Raw genomic sequence first — 15,025 nt, forward strand, 5'->3', positions numbered from 1 at the left:
ACGAAACCTTAAATGGCTTTCTTCTTGCATCATCCCGTTGTGGGAGAATTCAGCGTCCGCGATGTTAACGAATACCTTCAGAATTCGCATGAATTCAGCAGACCGGTGCGCTTAGAACGCTTGTATAAATTATTGCGCTGTTTTTAAACGATTTTTCCGCTTTTTGCCGCACTAAAAGGTAAGAAAAAATGTTGTGATATTTTACATTGTCTATGCAATGATAAAAATCTGAAACGGCCTGATCCGAGATCAGAATTTCTATAAAAACCTATATTTTCCAAGAGATATCGCTGCCTGCGTGCGCACGCAGAGTTCGCGTTAGTCGATTCGCATCAAGTTTTCGCGCGATTGAGGCGAGGATACGCCTTAAGCGCTCGGCGTCCCACAGCGAGCGTCGACCGGGATCAGTGCAAAGCCATTCATGAAAGTGGAAAACCAAAACTGGTGGGCGGTACAAGGATCGAACTTGTGACCCCTACAATGTCAATGTAGTGCTCTACCGCTGAGCTAACCGCCCACTCGTTTTGAAGCGGCCCTAATCGGGCCTTGGGCGATCGAAGTCAAGCCCGCAATACCGTGAAATGTCAGGCCGCTATAACGCGGTCGACCTCTTCCACCAGCTCACGCAGATGGAACGGTTTGGAGAGAATTTTGGCGCCGGCGGGCGTCGGCGTGCCAGACGCGAGCGCAACAGCTGCAAATCCAGTGATAAATACGATCTTCATCGCCGGGTCGAGCTCGGCCCCGCGACGGGCGAGCTCAATTCCATCAATGCCTGGCATGACAATGTCAGTCAGCAACAGGTCGAACACTTCACGCTCGAGCGCGCAGAGCGCCGTCTCGCCATCTTCGAAATCCTGCACATCATGACCCGCCCGCTTCAACGAAGCCGTCAGGAATGTCCGCATCATTTCGTCATCTTCTGCGAGAAGGATCTTGCTCATGGTGGCTACGCCCCGCCGTTCTTGATAAGTCTGAATGACACAAAGCACGTTTCGGGTAAATCGAGAGTGAACGCGGCAACAATGCTTGACCTCAATGGAAATTAACCGACCATCTAGGCAATGAGTTTGATCGACACTGACATACAGGCCGCCGCGCCAGCTGACTTGCCGATGCCGGCCTTCAGGCTCCTGAAGCCGCAAGGCGAGCATAAGTCAGTGATCTTTGCGTCCCCGCATAGCGGCGCTTTCTATCCAGATAGCCTGATGGGGAACCTGCGTGTCCCCCTGATTGACCTGCGCCGGACAGAAGACGCCTATATTGACCGCCTGTTCGAGAATGCGCCCCTTTTTGGCGCCAGCCTTCTGGCTGCAAACTATGCGCGCAGCTATGTGGATCTGAACCGGGACGCCCGGGAAATCGACCCTGACATGTTCGAGCACGAGGCACCGGGACCTGTCGGCGCAATCTCGCCTCGCGTTCAAGCCGGCCTCGGATGCTTTCCCAGAATTGGAGCAAGAGGCGAGCCCATTTATGCAAAAAAGCTTAGCTTTGCAGATGGGCACCATCGTCTGACCTACGTCCACACGCCCTATCACGAGGCACTGAGCAACGAGATTGCTGCATTGCACCAGGACTTTGGCAGCGTCATTCTGATCGATTGTCACTCAATGCCATCGTCCCAACCGGGCCGGTCGACCATGCCTGATTTCGTCCTCGGGGACCGTTTCGGGTCGAGTTGCACGGGCCAACTCACCAATCTGGTTGAGCGTCAGCTCAGGTCTCTCGGCTGCACTGTCGCGCGGAATGCGCCTTATGCAGGCGGTTATACCACCCGCCGCTATGGCCGACCCAAACGCCATGTCCACACGCTGCAGATTGAGATAAATCGCAAGCTTTACATGGATGAAACCACGGTCGAGCCCGATGAAGGCCTGCACGAGCTACGAACTGTTCTGGATCAGCTCATGGAGCAGATCTGCGCCTTTGGCGTCAGGCTCCGCCCTTGATAAAAAAAAGGCCGTGCCAAGCCGGCACGGCCAAAAAGGTAAAGGGAGGAAACGCCAGAAGGCGTTAGCACCGCAGTGCTGTTATCCAAGTTATTGTGCGGCGCACAAAAAGCAACCCCTAAATTCTGAATCATTGCATATTTGCATGCGACAGGCTGGCACACCCCTCCGGCATGAACCTTGCTCTCATCATTACCCATGCTCAAACCGGGACATTTCCGGGTCAGAAAATAACAGGAGCCGGGATATGACCGATTCAACGGATCTTCACGTTGGCAAACGCCTTCGCCGCCGTCGCAGGCTGCTGGGACTGACGCAACAGGAGTTGGCCAGTCAGGTCGGTGTTCGCTTTCAGCAGATCCAGAAATATGAATGCGGCGCGAACCGTATGACATCTTCCCGTCTGTTTGACCTGTCACGCGCCCTCAATGTCTCGGTCCAGTACTTCTTTGACGGCATCGACACAGAAGGCCTGCTGCCAGCCAATGATTCCGAGACGATGGATGGCGACATTCTGAGCCAGAAAGAGACACTTGAGCTGGTCCGCGCCTATTACAGGCTGGGTGAGCGTCCGCGCCGCCGTCTACTCGAACTCGCCAAATCGCTGGAAGTTGACCAGACCGGCTCAGGCGCCGCTTGACGCATTGAATGCTCTGGCCCACATCGCTGGACCATGAGCTTACCTGACACCGAAGACAAACTTGTCGATCTTGCCCAGCGTCTGGCAGATGCTGCCTGGGCGGCTATTTCCCCGCATTTTCGCGCCGGCATCGACGCCGAAAACAAGTCAACCGGCTCTGGCGCCCCTTATGACCCTGTCACCGCAGCTGACAAAGCCGGCGAAAGGGCGATCCGCGAAATTCTCGCCAATGAGCGCCCGGATGACGGGATCGACGGCGAAGAATATGGCACCTCCGCCGGCAGTTCAGGCTGGACGTGGCTTCTCGACCCGATTGACGGCACGCGCGCTTTTCTCGCCGGCCTCCCCGTCTGGACGACGCTGATCGCGCTGGTGGATCCTGACGGAAATCCGGTGATTGGCCTGATCGATCAACCGGTCCTCGCTGAACGCTATATCGGCACACCGTCGGGCAGTTTCCTGCAGACGCCCGCAGGCCGCACGCCGCTTAAAGTCTCCTCCTGCGATGATCTTCGTCAGGCGATCATTGCCACAACCGACCCTTTCATCATGACCCCACCTGAGCAGGGCGCCTGGACGCATCTGCGTCACACCGCACGCATCACCCGCTACGGCCTCGACGCTTATGCCTATGCGCGGCTGGCCGGCGGCACCATAGATCTCGTCTGTGAGACAGGCCTTCAGGCACATGATGTGGCGGCACTGGTTCCCGTGGTTCGCGGGGCTGGCGGCATCGCCCGTGACTGGCACGGCAATGAAGCAAAACTCGGCTCGCAGATCGTCTGTGCGGCATCGGAGGGGGTTTTCCAGCAGGCGCTCATCTCCCTGCGCCGCTCTGCGCTCTGATAGCGCACACCCGATTCTGGTCACAGCCCCCTATTCCGCGCTACAGTCAGGCCCATGACAGATCCAAGCGATTCCCTCGTACATCGCAAATTGCCAACGCGCGCATGGCCGAGCAGATGGCGCATCTCCAACATCGTTGATGGCCGGGCCTTGCGGGTGAAACTGACATCCGCCTTCCTCGATAATCTCGAAGACGAAACCAAAGCGCGCAAACAGGTGCTGGACCATCTACACGGCGCCCTCTTCCGCGGCCGGATGATCGCGCAGGAGCGGCTCCAGCAAGGCGCTGGCGGGCTCGACACCGCGCGGCTGCTGTCGGCCGTGATGGATGAAGTGCTGCACGCGCTCTACGACTATGTCACTGTGCACGTTCACCGCGCGCGCAACCCCACCGAGGGCGAGCGTCTCGCCGTGTTTGCCACGGGCGGCTATGGCCGCGGCGTCCTGGCGCCGTCGAGCGACATCGATCTCTTGTTCATCCGCCCCTACAAAGCGTCCGCGCATGCAGAGAGCGTCATCGAGTACATGCTCTACGCCCTGTGGGATATGGGGCTCAAAGTCGGCCATGCCTTCAGAACCCCTGAAGAGTGCATTCGGCTTTCGCGCGAGGACGTCACCATCAAGACGTCTCTGCTGGATTCACGCTTCCTGTTTGGCGATGAAGCCTTGTCGGCCGAAACGGCCGAGAAATTCCATAAGGATGTGATCAAGGGCAATGATGCCCAGTTCATCGCCGACAAACTGGCTGAACGGGACGCCCGCCACGCCAAACAGGGCAATACGCGCTACGTCGTCGAGCCGAACATCAAGGAGGGCAAAGGGGGGTTGCGAGACCTGCAGACGCTCTACTGGATCACAAAACACATGAATGACGGAAACACGCTCGAAGACGTGATGAAGTCAGGACCGTTCACGCCACACGAATATAACGTGTTCATCCGCGCCGCGCGCTTCTTCTGGACCGTGCGCTGTCATCTTCATTATGTCACCGGCCGCGCCGAAGAACGCCTCAGCTTTGACCTGCAGCCGGAAATTGCCTCGCGCATGGGCTATCGCGACCGCACCGGCCAACTCGGTGTCGAGCGCTTCATGAAGCACTATTTCCTCGTCGCGAAAGATGTCGGCAATCTGACCCGTATTCTCGCTGCCAAGCTTGAAGCCGATCAGATGAAGAAGCCGGAAGGCTGGCGCCGCTTCATTCCCACAGGCACGCCCAAACCCCTGCCCCAGGACGGGTTTGTGCTGGATGGCGGGCGCGTAAGCGTCGAAAACGAGGCCGTCTTCAAGAAACATCCAGCGAATTTGATCCAGCTCTTCGTGATCGCGGATGAAGCTGAATACGACATCCATCCCGACGCGCTCACCATGGCGTCGCGAAATTCCCGGCTGATCAATCAGAAAACCCGCCAGAACTCAAAAATGAATGAGCTGTTCCTGGACCTGCTCGTGAATGGCAAAAATATCGGTCTGGCGCTTCATCGCATGAACGAAGCCGATGTTCTTGGCCGCTTCCTGCCGGAATTTGGCGGCATCGTCGCGCAGACCCAGTTCAACATGTATCACCACTACACGGTGGACGAACATACGATCCGCGCCGTCGACTACATTGCCCAGATGGAACGTGAGCCCGGTGAGGGGTTTGAACTCGCCCATCGTCTGTTCAACAAGATCGACAACAAGCAGGTGCTCTATCTCGCCATGCTGCTGCACGACACGGGCAAGGGCCATGGCGACCAGCAGATCGAAGGCACCAGAACCTCGACGCAGGCCGGCAAGCGCCTCGGTCTGCCAGAAGCTGAGATTGACCTGATCGCCTGGCTGGTCGGCCATCACCTCGAAATGAGTGAGACCGCCCAGAAACGCGATATTGCTGACCCCCGGACCATTGTGCGCTTTGCCGCGATGGTCGGTTCGATGGAGCGTTTGCGTCTGCTCTACATCCTGACAATCGCCGATATTCGCGCCGTTGGCCCCGGCATCTGGAATGCCTGGAAGGGCCAGCTGCTGGAAGACCTCTATCTCAATACCGAGGCCACGCTTCGCGGCGGGCGCACGGACGAGACCAGCGTCGCCCGCGAACTGGCCGGGCGCGCCGCATTCAACCAGAATGAACTCGCCACCCGTGTCGGCAACATCCCCTCCATGATGACCGAGATGGACCCGGCCTACTGGACAGGCTTCGATATCGACACGCTGGAAAGCCACGCCCGGACGATCGAACAGGAAGAACCACCCATCGTCTCAGCCATGGAGCGCGAAGATGGCGGCGGCATATCGCTTCTGGTCGCCGGCCGCGACAGGCTTGGTCTGTTTTCCCGGCTCGCCGGGACGATTGCAGCGCAGGGCGCCAATGTCGTCTCCGCACAGGTCTTCACCGCCCCATCCGGCTTTATCGTTGACGTCTTCATCCTGCAGGATGGCAAGGGCGGGGTCTTCGCCGCAGGTGATGCCGGGCGGCTTCGACGTCTTGAAGAAACCGTCCGCCAGGCGTTCCGCACAGATGAGCCGGTTACCAATATTCCAGCCAAGGCCTTTCGGCGCGAAGCCGCTTTCAAGGTCATCCCGCAGGTCAAGATCGACGATACGCTGTCATCCGACTACACCGTCATCGATATCGCCGGCCGCGACCGGCCCGGCCTGCTGCATGATGTGGCCAACCTTCTGGCCGACGAAAATATCTCGATCCATTCGGCCCATGTCGGCAGCTATGGCGAGCGTGTGTTCGATGCCTTTTATGTCCAGCTTCCCGATAGCTTCACCGATGAGCGCCTGGCGAAGCTGAAAGACCAGCTGCTCGACGTGCTGAAGCGCGAAGAACCCGATGCGCCACGCACACCTGCACGAAGCCTGAAGCAGGCCAACGCCGCCGACAGTTTCTGACGCCAGATTTCAGGAAAAACAGAGCTATATGAGTGTCCTCCGCAATACGCTGACCCAATCAGGCTGGACGCTCGGCTCGCGCGCGCTGGGATTCCTGCGAGATGCGGTTATCCTCGCCAAGCTCGGGGCCGGACCAGTCGCGGACGCTTTTATCACCGCGCTGATGTTCCCCAACCTCTTCCGCCGGGTCTTTGCCGAAGGCGCCTTTGCGCAAGCCTTCGTGCCCTCCTATGCCCGCACGCTGGAAGCCGAAGGCGAAGAAGCGGCCCGCAAGCTCGCCGAAGAAACCTTGCGAGGTCTGTTGGCAATCACCGTCGCCCTCGTTGTTCTGGCCCAGATTGCCATGCCATGGATCATGCTGCTCCTGCATGGCGGCTATAGCGATGATCCGGTCCACTTCCCGCTCGCCATCCTGCTGACGCAGATCACCATGCCGTACCTGTCCTTCATGGCTCTGGCGGCGCTTTTCTCCGGCGTGCTGAATTCAGCCGGGAAATTTGCGATGTCGGCCGCCGCGCCGACCCTGCTCAACCTCTGCCTGCTCATTGCAGCCTTTGTCGGGTCAGACAATTATGAGGTCGCAAAATCACTTGCCGTCGGCGTCACCGTTGCGGGCGCCCTGCAGGTTGCCCTGCTCTGGTATGGCGTCTCGCGGCAGAAAGTCCGCCTCCGCCTCGGTATGCCCAAGATCACCCCCGGCGTGAAGCGCGTCGCCGCGCTCGCCATTCCCGGCACGATTGCCGCCTCCGGCATGCAGATCAATATCGTCGTCAGCCAGGCCCTCGCCAGTTTCGAAGAAGGCGCAAAATCCTGGCTCTATTCAGCAGACCGGCTTTACCAGCTACCACTCGGCCTTGTCGGGGTCGCTGTCGGCCTTGCCATCTTGCCCCGCCTCGCCCGCGCCGCCCGCGCCAATGACGGCGTCGACAGCCAGGGTGTCATGGACAATGGCCTCGGCCTCGCCATGGCGCTGACCATGCCAGCCGCCGCCGCGCTGATGGCCACACCCTTCCTGTTTGTCGAAGGCTTTTTCACACGCGGTGACTTTACAACCGAAGACGCGATGCAGACGGCGCGCGCACTCTTTCACTTCGGCTGGGGCGTCCCGGCTTTCGTTCTGATCAAGGTGCTGGCGCCCGGTTTCTTCGCGCGCGAGGACACCAGAACCCCGATGAATTTCTCGCTGATCTCAGTCGCGATGAACACAATTCTCGGCGCCAGCCTTTTCTTCTTCCTGAAATCGCAAGGCGTCGCAGGCTTCCCGGGTCTGGCCATCGCGACCAGCACAGCCGCCTGGGTGAATGCCGGACTTCTCTTCTTCACCCTGCAAAAACGCGACTGGTACACGCCCGGCAAACGGCTCATCCAGCGCGTTGTCAGCGTGCTTCTTGCGTCTGCCGGCCTCGCCGCCCTGCTCATCTATCTCGCAGGGCTCAGCCCTCAGATCGCCGATATCACCTTCGATTCAAAGTTCCTCGCCGCCCTCGCCATCGCTGCGGTTGGCGCACTCGCTTACGGCGTTATGGCGGTCGCTTTTGGCGCGATCAGGCTCAGCGACATAAAGGGGGCTAGGCGCGGCTAGGTCCTTGGGGTATTTGCGGCGCCATGAGCGATACAGATACCCCGACATATGCTGGACCCAAGCGGGTCTTTTCAGGCATTCAGCCCACCGGCAATCTCCATCTTGGAAATTATCTCGGTGCATTGAAGAAATTCGCGCGCCTGCAAAATGAAGGCTGGGACTGCGTCTATGCCGTCGTGGATCTGCACGCCATCACCATGCCGTACGACCCGGCCGCACTTGCGAACCAGACACGCCAGATCGCAGCCGCCATGATGGCGAGCGGCGTTGATCCTGAAAAATCAGTCCTGTTCGCCCAGTCCTCTGTGCGCGCGCACACAGAACTGACCTGGGTTTTCGATAGCGTCGCCCGCATGGGCTGGCTCGAAAAGATGATCCAGTTCAAGGAAAAGTCCGGCAAGGATGCTGAACGCGCCTCGGTCGGCCTGTTCAATTATCCGGTCCTGCAGGCCGCGGATATTCTCGTTTACAAGGCGACGCATGTGCCCGTGGGCGAGGACCAGAAGCAGCACCTTGAGCTCTCGCGCAACATCGCAGACCGCTTCAACCGCGAATTCAAGGCACCTGATTTCTTCCCGCTGCCCGAAGCGCTCATCGAAGGGCCAGGCGCCCGCATCATGAGCCTCAAGGACGGCACCAAGAAAATGTCGAAGTCCGATCCGGCTGAAAATTCACGCATCAATCTGATCGACGATGCCGATACGATTTCTCGCAAGATCAAGAAGTCGAAAACCGACACGCTCGGCGATGTGCCATCAGAAGTCGCAGGTCTCGAAGGGCGCCCGGAAGTCGCGAACCTCGTCGGCATCTATGGCGCACTTGCGGGCATGAGTGACGAGCAGGTTCTGGCCGAATATGGCGGCAAGGGCTTCGGCGTTTTCAAGCCTGCGCTTGCCGATCTTGCCGTCGATCACCTTGCGCCGATTACCTCGCGCATGCGTGAGCTGATGGATAATCCGGGCGAAATCGACAAGGCGCTCCGCGCTGGCGCCGAGCGGGCAGATGCCATCGCCGAACCCATCATGGAAGAGGTGCGTCAGTTGGTCGGCTTCTGGCGTCCCTGATTGCGTGAGACATGGGAAGCTGGTCACAACCTGAACAAAGGTCCACCATGCTCCGTCTTGTCACAGCCTCCACAATTTCCGCCCTTCTACTGTCGGCCTGCCAGCCGGCTGAGACCGACAGCACGCCGGTGCTTTCCTACACGGACGCCTTTATCATGCAGCCGGTTGCCGGGCGCGATATGACGGTGGGCGGCATCAATATCACATCTGAAGGCGGCGATGTCCGCCTGACGGGCGTCACCTCAGACGTCGCCGGTACGGTTGAGACACATACGATGTCCATGGAAGGCGGCAGCATGAAGATGCGCCCGGTGGAGGGCTTTGACATCGCCGATGGCGAAACGCTTGAGCTCAAGCGCGGCGGCAATCACCTGATGCTGTTTGACGTCTCGCCAGACATGACGCCCGGCGACACGGCCAATCTGACACTCAATTTCGAGACGTCCGACGGCGAAACGCTGACCCTGGAAGCAGAGGCAGACATTCGCGCCCTCGGCGAATAGGCAGACCGCCTATTTCTTGGTGACGTGCTGCTGGAACTTGATGACCCGCGGCACAATCTGGTCGCGGAACTTCGAGCCGTTGAAGACGCCGTAATGGCCGACACCCGGCTGGACATAGTCTTCCTTGATACCGTCCGGAATGTTCGAGCAGAGGTCATGCGCGGCCTGCGTCTGGCCAATGCCGGAAATATCATCGAGCTCACCCTCGACCGTCATCAGGCCGACCGATGTGATCGCTGATGGATCGACGAGCCGCTCATCGCGGTAGCGGTATTCTCCCTTGGCCAGCAAGGCTTTCTGGAAGATCCGCTCAATCGTCTGGATGTAGAACTCTTCTGTCAGGTCGAGCACGGAGAGATATTCGTCGTAGAACTGCTTGTGCTTTTCGCTGCTGTCCTCATCACCTTCGATGAGATGCTCGAAGAACCGTGCCTGCGCATCGACATGACGGTCCCAGTTCATATGCATGAACGAGGTTAGCTGGATAAAGCCGGGATAGACGCGGCGATAGGCGCCCGGCCATGGCATCGGCACCGTATGGATCATCTTGGAGCGGAACCAGTCGAGGCTGCGCTCTTCAGACAATTTGTTCGGCACAGTCGGCGAACGGCGCACATCAATCGGTGAGCCCATGAATGTCATCGTGGCTGGCAGGCTGTCAGAGCCGTCCTCAGCCATCATCGAGATCGCCGCCAGGACCGGAGGGCCAGGCTGACACACAGCAAGAACGTGCACACCCGCGCCAAGCGCCGAGATCATATCCTGAACATGGTCGATATAATCGTCGAGATCAAAGCGGCCAAACCAGATCGGCGCCATGCGGGCATCGGTCCAGTCGGTAATGTAGACGTCGTGCGTCGGCAGGAAGGCTTCGACCGTTCCGCGCAGCAGCGTCGCATAGTGGCCAGACAGTGGCGCCGTAATCAACAGCTTCGGCCGGTCAGGGGCAACATTCTCGGTGGCGAAGTGAACCAGCTGGCACCAGGGCGACGCCCAGGCCACCTCAGGCTGCACGGCATGCTCCTCGCCGTCGATGACAGTCGACTCAAGCTGCCATTCCGGTTTGCCATAAAAGCGTGTAGCGCGTTCGAAAACCTTGGCCGCGGCCACGATGGACCTGCCAACTTGCGTCTCTCGTGCTGGATTGACCGGGGAGTTCCAGATCGTGGATGCGGCTTTCGCCTGCAATCTCAGCGGCGCCATGGCGGCCCGGTTCATTTCAACAAGTGAGTAAAGCACGACAGAATTCCTTTATGCTGCGCCGCAACATATGCATGAAATCTCGTCAATGCAATGGCTGGCACCCAACCGGCGGCCTAGCCAATCAGTTGCGCAAGGCACCGTGACATGTCTTCGGGGTTCGCATTGGTCTCAGCAAAAAACGTTTTAAGTTTCCAGTCCTTGTCCATCAGATAGATGAGCGAGGTGTGATCCATCGTATAGCCCGCAACGCTATCAGGCGTCTCGACCCTGTTGAACGCGACGATGAACTCGTCTGCAACGGCCTTGATCTCTTCCGGTGTGCCGGTCAATCCGACGAGATTGTCAGGAAACGCATTGCTGTTGACGTATTTCGCAAGCGCCTCTGGCGTATCGCGCTCCGGGTCAACAGTGATCAGAACCGTTTGCGGCGGCTCAACACCATCCGGCAGAAGCCGATAGGCATTATTGATCCCGACCAACGTACCGGGACAGATATCCGGACAATAGGTAAAGCCGAAATAGACCAGCGTCGGACGGCCCTTGAAGTCTTCCTGCGTCATCCGCTCTCCGGAATCAGCCGTCAGCTCGAACGGGCCTCCAATTTCGTCATAGGCGCGCGTGGTGCAACTGCCGACAGATCCGCCCGCGACAGCTTTTGAACCGCCCTCGGAGGATTGCTCGCCGCCGCAGGCTGCCAGAAGCAAAGCCGAGGCGATCAGAATATTGTGGTACATTTTCATTCACAGAGGTATGCGCGCAGCGGCAAATCGCTTCAATAGACCAGATCATCGCACCCGGGTGCGAAAGTAGCGGGAAAGACATGGAAGACACCTACGCATCACGTGAAGGCATTGAGCAGGCCCTGTACAGCCTGTTGCCGACCGGCCTTGCCGGCGTCGATGCGGCGCGCGGCCATGCCAGGCTGCGAACGCTGGTCGCGCTTCGCTGGCTTGCTGTTATCGGGCAGACGGTCGCCGTGCTCGTTGTTGAATTCGGTTTCGGGTTTGACCTTCCACTTGCCCTTTGTCTGACCGCCATCGCCGCATCGGCCTGGCTGAATGTCTTCATGTCCTTTGTCACCCGCGATCAGGTTTTGCTGCGCGGCGGCGAAGCTGCGTTCCAGCTTGCTTTTGATATTATTCAGCTCGCCTTCCTGATTGGCCTGACCGGCGGGCTGTCCAACCCGTTCCTGCTATTCCTGCTCGCGCCAGTCACAGTTGCCGCTACCAGCCTTCGTCCGCGTTACTCGGCACTGATTGCGCTCCTGGCGACCTCATTGGCGGCGCTGATGCCGGTCCTGGCCCTCGATCTGCCCTGGCGGGCGGGCGAGTCTTTCAGTCTGCCACCGCTTTTCGAGTGGGGACATTTCGCAGCGCTGACCATTGGCATCCTGTTCTTCTCTCTCTCCTCGATCCGCCTCAGCGAAGATGAAGCCCGTCTGGTGCGCGCGCTTGATGCAGCCTCGATCGTTATGGCCCGCGAGCAAAAGCTCTCAGCCCTCGGCGCCATGGCCGCGATGACTGCCCATGAGCTCGGCACGCCGCTCGCGACCATCCATCTGGTCGCCAAGGAGCTGGCAAACGAGTTCGATGAGGAGGACATGCGCTACGAGGATGTTCGCCTCATCGCCGAACAGGCCGACCGGTGCCGCGAAATCCTCGGCAAGCTCAGCCGTTCTCGCGAAGCCGAAGACATCGTGCACGCCAATATGCCGCTCTCCAGCCTGGTCGAAGAAGCCGCCGCGCCTTTCAAGGGGCTCGGCGTGGAGGTTAGCGTAATCTACTCGGCCGGCGAAAACGGCGAACCGCGCGTCCCAATGATCCGGCGCAGCCCGGAAGTCCTGCACGCCCTCGGCGCCTTCATCGAGAATGCCGTCAGCTTCGCCGAGACGCAGGTACGTGCAGCGGCCAGCTGGACAGACCACCAGTTCATGGTGACAATCAGCGATGATGGACCGGGCTTTGCGGCGGACGTCATGCCAAAACTGGGTGAGCCCTATGTTTCGCATCGCAGCGAGGCACATCTCGGCGGCGGCGACATGGGACTGGGATTCTTCATTGCGAAAACCCTCATTGAGCGTACAGGCGGCAGAATCGCGACCCGAAACAGGACACTTCCAAGAAAAGGCGCTATCGTGCAGGCTGTCTGGCCAAGAACAGCACTCGAATCCTTGGAATCAGACCGAAGACAAATAAATAGTCTTTCAGTGGAGACTTGATCATGGACTACAACGTCACCGTCAAATTGCATGAATCGCTGAAAGACGTCGAAGACAGGACTTGCCTCGTCCTCGACGATGACGGCCCGTTTCTGCAAAGACTTGCCCGCGCGCTGACCCAGCGCGGCTTTCTGGTGTCGGCCGTATCGTCTGCAGCTGAGGCGAAAGACATTGCCCGCCTCAACCCGCCAGCCTTCGCCGTTCTGGACCTTCGCCTCGAAGACGGCTCGGGCCTCGACGTGGTTGAGCTGCTCCACACATTCCGGCCCGAAGCACGCGCTGTGATCCTCACCGGCTACGGCGCCATCGCGACCGCCGTTGCTGCCGTAAAAGCCGGCGCCGTCGACTATCTTGCCAAGCCTGCCGAGGTCGAGGACATCATCCGCGCCCTCGTCAATAAGGGCGACGCCCTGCCTGAACCGCCGGAAAACCCGATGTCGGCAGATCGCGTCCGCTGGGAACATATCCAGCGCGTCTACGAGCTCTGCAATCACAACGTCTCGGAAACCGCCCGCCGCCTCAACATGCACCGCCGCACCCTGCAGCGCATCCTGGCAAAACGCGCACCGCGTTAGGGCTCTCTCCAGAAGCTCGTCCTTCGACTTCGCTCAGGATGAGCTTCTGTTCCTCAACTGTTGGAAACAAAAACAAGGCAATCGCCTTGGCGGTGTACTTGTGACAGCACCTCATGCCCCAAGCCCCGATGAAGCGCTCATCCTGAGCGAAGTCGAAGGACGAGCGCGGGCGCATTGACCGCAACTTTCTCCACTCACCCCCTCGGCCCAAGATCCGATTCCTTGCGCCCCGGGTCCGGGGTCTTGTCCTTGAACTTGCAGATGTCGCTGATCGAGCACGTCCAGCATTTCGGCTTGCGCGCCACACACGTGTAGCGCCCGTGCAGGATCAGCCAGTGATGCGCGCCTTTCTTGAACTCGGGCGGCGTCACCCGCTCCAGCTGGTCTTCAACCTCATCGGGCGTCTTGCCCGGCGCAAGGCCTGTGCGGTTCGACACGCGGAAGATATGCGTATCGACGGCAATCGTCTCATGGCCGAACGCTTCGTTCAGCACGACATTCGCCGTCTTGCGCCCAACCCCCGGTAGCTGCGTCAGCTCATCGCGCGTTTGCGGCACCTCGCCATCAAACTCATCAATCAAGAGCTGCGACAGCGCGATCACATTCTTCGCCTTGTTGCGCCAGAGGCCGATCGTCTTGATATGATCGGCAACGCCTTCTTCGCCGAGCTCCAGCATCTTGGCTGGCGTATCGGCGATCTCGAACAGTTTCTTCGTCGCCTTGTTCACCCCGACATCCGTGGCCTGCGCCGACAGCGCCACCGCGACGACCAGCGTGTAGGGGTTATGATAATTGAGCTCCGTCTCCGGGGCGGGCCTGTCTTCAGCGAGAGCGGCGTAAAGTTCAGCCGTCTTTTCAGGCCCGAGCGTCGGGGACCGGCGTTTGCGCTTCGCTCTTGTGGGAGATTTTGCCATAGGCAGAGGGTTTAAATGCCGCAGCTACCTGATCAAGCTGTAACTTGCCGCAGCGTCTCACAAGCCTAATCTTGTCTCCCATGCAGACAGGTGCCTCGACCGTATATTTCGACGCGACCCTGACGCCTAATACGGCGCTCAGCCCGAAAGCGTTTCTCGTCGTGATGAGTCTCGTCGGGGCGATGAGCTTTGTCGGCGGCATGATGTTCCTGTCGATCGGCGCCTTTCCGGTCTTCGGCTGGTTTGGCCTCGATGCCCTGGCCATCTGGTTCGCCTTCCGCATGAACTTCCGGAACCTGAAAGAACAGACCCAGGTCCATGTGACAGCAGAGAATATCCGCCTGACGCATGGCCGGCCCGGCAGTGAACCGCGCGAAGCAACGCTGCCGACAGCGTTCACCCGTATCAGTCTCGATTACCCGGACCGCAAGCCAAGTGAGCTAAGGCTCGCACATGGCCAGACCGCCTATGTGATCGGCCGTTTCCTCACCCCGCGAGAGCGAAAATCGCTTTTTCGCGCGCTGGAAACAGCCGTCGCCAACGCCCGCGCGGAACGTTACGCATAAAAAATGACGCAGGCGTCATAGTTTTTCAACGAAGACTGTGTTAGCATCCAGAAAGACAGTCAAAACTCACCGGAAAACCGGG

14 protein-coding genes and 1 tRNA gene are annotated in these 15,025 nt (G+C 59.1%); 10 read left to right on the forward strand and 5 right to left on the reverse strand.

The annotated features are described in order from the left end of the window. Positions 1–442: 442 nt before the first annotated feature. Positions 443–517: transfer RNA gene (locus tag B8783_RS12875), tRNA-Val, on the reverse strand. Positions 518–584: 67 nt separating this feature from the next. Next, positions 585–944 carry a cell cycle two-component system response regulator CpdR gene (gene cpdR, locus B8783_RS12880; RefSeq protein ID WP_084420510.1) on the reverse strand — a complete coding sequence of 120 codons (360 nt, stop codon included), beginning with the start codon at positions 942–944 and terminating at the stop codon, positions 585–587. A 120-nt stretch (positions 945–1,064) separates the two neighbouring features. On the opposite strand from cpdR, the gene B8783_RS12885 reads away from it, so the two are divergent. From B8783_RS12885 to B8783_RS12915, 7 genes are all read left to right on the forward strand, one after another. Further along, positions 1,065–1,952 carry an N-formylglutamate amidohydrolase gene (locus B8783_RS12885; protein WP_084420511.1) on the forward strand — a complete coding sequence of 296 codons (888 nt, stop codon included), beginning with the start codon at positions 1,065–1,067 and terminating at the stop codon, positions 1,950–1,952. A 247-nt stretch (positions 1,953–2,199) separates the two neighbouring features. Beyond that, on the forward strand, positions 2,200–2,592 hold the full coding sequence (locus tag B8783_RS12890; RefSeq protein ID WP_084420512.1) for a helix-turn-helix domain-containing protein: 393 nt from the start codon (positions 2,200–2,202) through the stop codon (positions 2,590–2,592). 33 nt (positions 2,593–2,625) lie between these two features. Further along, positions 2,626–3,438, forward strand: coding sequence for an inositol monophosphatase family protein (locus B8783_RS12895; RefSeq protein WP_084420513.1), 813 nt, complete (start codon positions 2,626–2,628; stop codon positions 3,436–3,438). A 54-nt stretch (positions 3,439–3,492) separates the two neighbouring features. After that, a complete protein-coding gene (locus tag B8783_RS12900) occupies positions 3,493–6,318 on the forward strand; it encodes a [protein-PII] uridylyltransferase (RefSeq protein ID WP_139792366.1) in 2,826 nt (941 codons plus the stop codon). A 28-nt stretch (positions 6,319–6,346) separates the two neighbouring features. Continuing rightward, positions 6,347–7,900, forward strand: a complete 1,554-nt coding sequence (gene murJ, locus B8783_RS12905; RefSeq protein ID WP_084420514.1) for a murein biosynthesis integral membrane protein MurJ — start codon at positions 6,347–6,349, stop codon at positions 7,898–7,900. Between the two features lie 23 nt (positions 7,901–7,923). Beyond that, positions 7,924–8,964 (forward strand): tryptophan--tRNA ligase, encoded by a 1,041-nt coding sequence (trpS, locus tag B8783_RS12910; protein ID WP_084420515.1) that lies wholly within the window; start codon positions 7,924–7,926, stop codon positions 8,962–8,964. A gap of 47 nt (positions 8,965–9,011) precedes the next feature. Beyond that, positions 9,012–9,467, forward strand: a complete 456-nt coding sequence (locus B8783_RS12915; protein WP_169711793.1) for a copper chaperone PCu(A)C — start codon at positions 9,012–9,014, stop codon at positions 9,465–9,467. A 9-nt stretch (positions 9,468–9,476) separates the two neighbouring features. On the opposite strand, the gene B8783_RS12920 is transcribed toward B8783_RS12915, so the two are convergent. Beyond that, positions 9,477–10,706, reverse strand: coding sequence for a polyhydroxyalkanoate depolymerase (locus B8783_RS12920; protein ID WP_084420517.1), 1,230 nt, complete (start codon positions 10,704–10,706; stop codon positions 9,477–9,479). Between the two features lie 77 nt (positions 10,707–10,783). After that, positions 10,784–11,404 (reverse strand): SCO family protein, encoded by a 621-nt coding sequence (locus B8783_RS12925; RefSeq protein WP_233355782.1) that lies wholly within the window; start codon positions 11,402–11,404, stop codon positions 10,784–10,786. Positions 11,405–11,490: 86 nt separating this feature from the next. Between B8783_RS12925 and B8783_RS12930 the strand changes: the two genes are divergently transcribed. Both B8783_RS12930 and B8783_RS12935 read left to right on the forward strand, forming a co-directional pair. Further along, entirely contained in the window at positions 11,491–12,888 is a 1,398-nt protein-coding gene (locus B8783_RS12930) for an ActS/PrrB/RegB family redox-sensitive histidine kinase (protein ID WP_084420519.1), read from the forward strand. Between the two features lie 2 nt (positions 12,889–12,890). Next, positions 12,891–13,463 (forward strand): ActR/PrrA/RegA family redox response regulator transcription factor, encoded by a 573-nt coding sequence (locus B8783_RS12935; RefSeq protein WP_084420520.1) that lies wholly within the window; start codon positions 12,891–12,893, stop codon positions 13,461–13,463. Between the two features lie 194 nt (positions 13,464–13,657). Here the strand turns inward: B8783_RS12935 and nth are convergent, their stop codons facing one another. Next, positions 13,658–14,377: an endonuclease III gene (gene nth, locus B8783_RS12940; protein WP_084420521.1), complete on the reverse strand. Its 720-nt coding sequence runs from the start codon at positions 14,375–14,377 to the stop codon at positions 13,658–13,660. An 80-nt stretch (positions 14,378–14,457) separates the two neighbouring features. Here nth and B8783_RS12945 point away from each other — a divergent pair, with 80 nt between their 5' ends. After that, positions 14,458–14,943 (forward strand): DUF2244 domain-containing protein, encoded by a 486-nt coding sequence (locus B8783_RS12945; protein WP_084420522.1) that lies wholly within the window; start codon positions 14,458–14,460, stop codon positions 14,941–14,943. Positions 14,944–15,025: the final 82 nt, after the last annotated feature.

Origin of the sequence: Henriciella litoralis (assembly GCF_002088935.1) — a bacterium.
Taxonomy (GTDB): domain Bacteria; phylum Pseudomonadota; class Alphaproteobacteria; order Caulobacterales; family Hyphomonadaceae; genus Henriciella; species Henriciella litoralis.

What these genes read in the sequence shown, in the direction of transcription:
- cpdR (WP_084420510.1), bottom strand. Translation starts at nt 944, where the DNA reads ATGAGCAAGATCCTTCTCGCAGAAGATGACGAAATGATGCGGACATTC.
- B8783_RS12885 (WP_084420511.1), top strand. Translation starts at nt 1,065, where the DNA reads ATGAGTTTGATCGACACTGACATACAGGCCGCCGCGCCAGCTGACTTG.
- B8783_RS12890 (WP_084420512.1), top strand. Translation starts at nt 2,200, where the DNA reads ATGACCGATTCAACGGATCTTCACGTTGGCAAACGCCTTCGCCGCCGT.
- B8783_RS12895 (WP_084420513.1), top strand. Translation starts at nt 2,626, where the DNA reads ATGAGCTTACCTGACACCGAAGACAAACTTGTCGATCTTGCCCAGCGT.
- B8783_RS12900 (WP_139792366.1), top strand. Translation starts at nt 3,493, where the DNA reads ATGACAGATCCAAGCGATTCCCTCGTACATCGCAAATTGCCAACGCGC.
- murJ (WP_084420514.1), top strand. Translation starts at nt 6,347, where the DNA reads ATGAGTGTCCTCCGCAATACGCTGACCCAATCAGGCTGGACGCTCGGC.
- trpS (WP_084420515.1), top strand. Translation starts at nt 7,924, where the DNA reads ATGAGCGATACAGATACCCCGACATATGCTGGACCCAAGCGGGTCTTT.
- B8783_RS12915 (WP_169711793.1), top strand. Translation starts at nt 9,012, where the DNA reads ATGCTCCGTCTTGTCACAGCCTCCACAATTTCCGCCCTTCTACTGTCG.
- B8783_RS12925 (WP_233355782.1), bottom strand. Translation starts at nt 11,404, where the DNA reads ATGTACCACAATATTCTGATCGCCTCGGCTTTGCTTCTGGCAGCCTGC.
- B8783_RS12930 (WP_084420519.1), top strand. Translation starts at nt 11,491, where the DNA reads ATGGAAGACACCTACGCATCACGTGAAGGCATTGAGCAGGCCCTGTAC.
- B8783_RS12935 (WP_084420520.1), top strand. Translation starts at nt 12,891, where the DNA reads ATGGACTACAACGTCACCGTCAAATTGCATGAATCGCTGAAAGACGTC.
- nth (WP_084420521.1), bottom strand. Translation starts at nt 14,377, where the DNA reads ATGGCAAAATCTCCCACAAGAGCGAAGCGCAAACGCCGGTCCCCGACG.
- B8783_RS12945 (WP_084420522.1), top strand. Translation starts at nt 14,458, where the DNA reads ATGCAGACAGGTGCCTCGACCGTATATTTCGACGCGACCCTGACGCCT.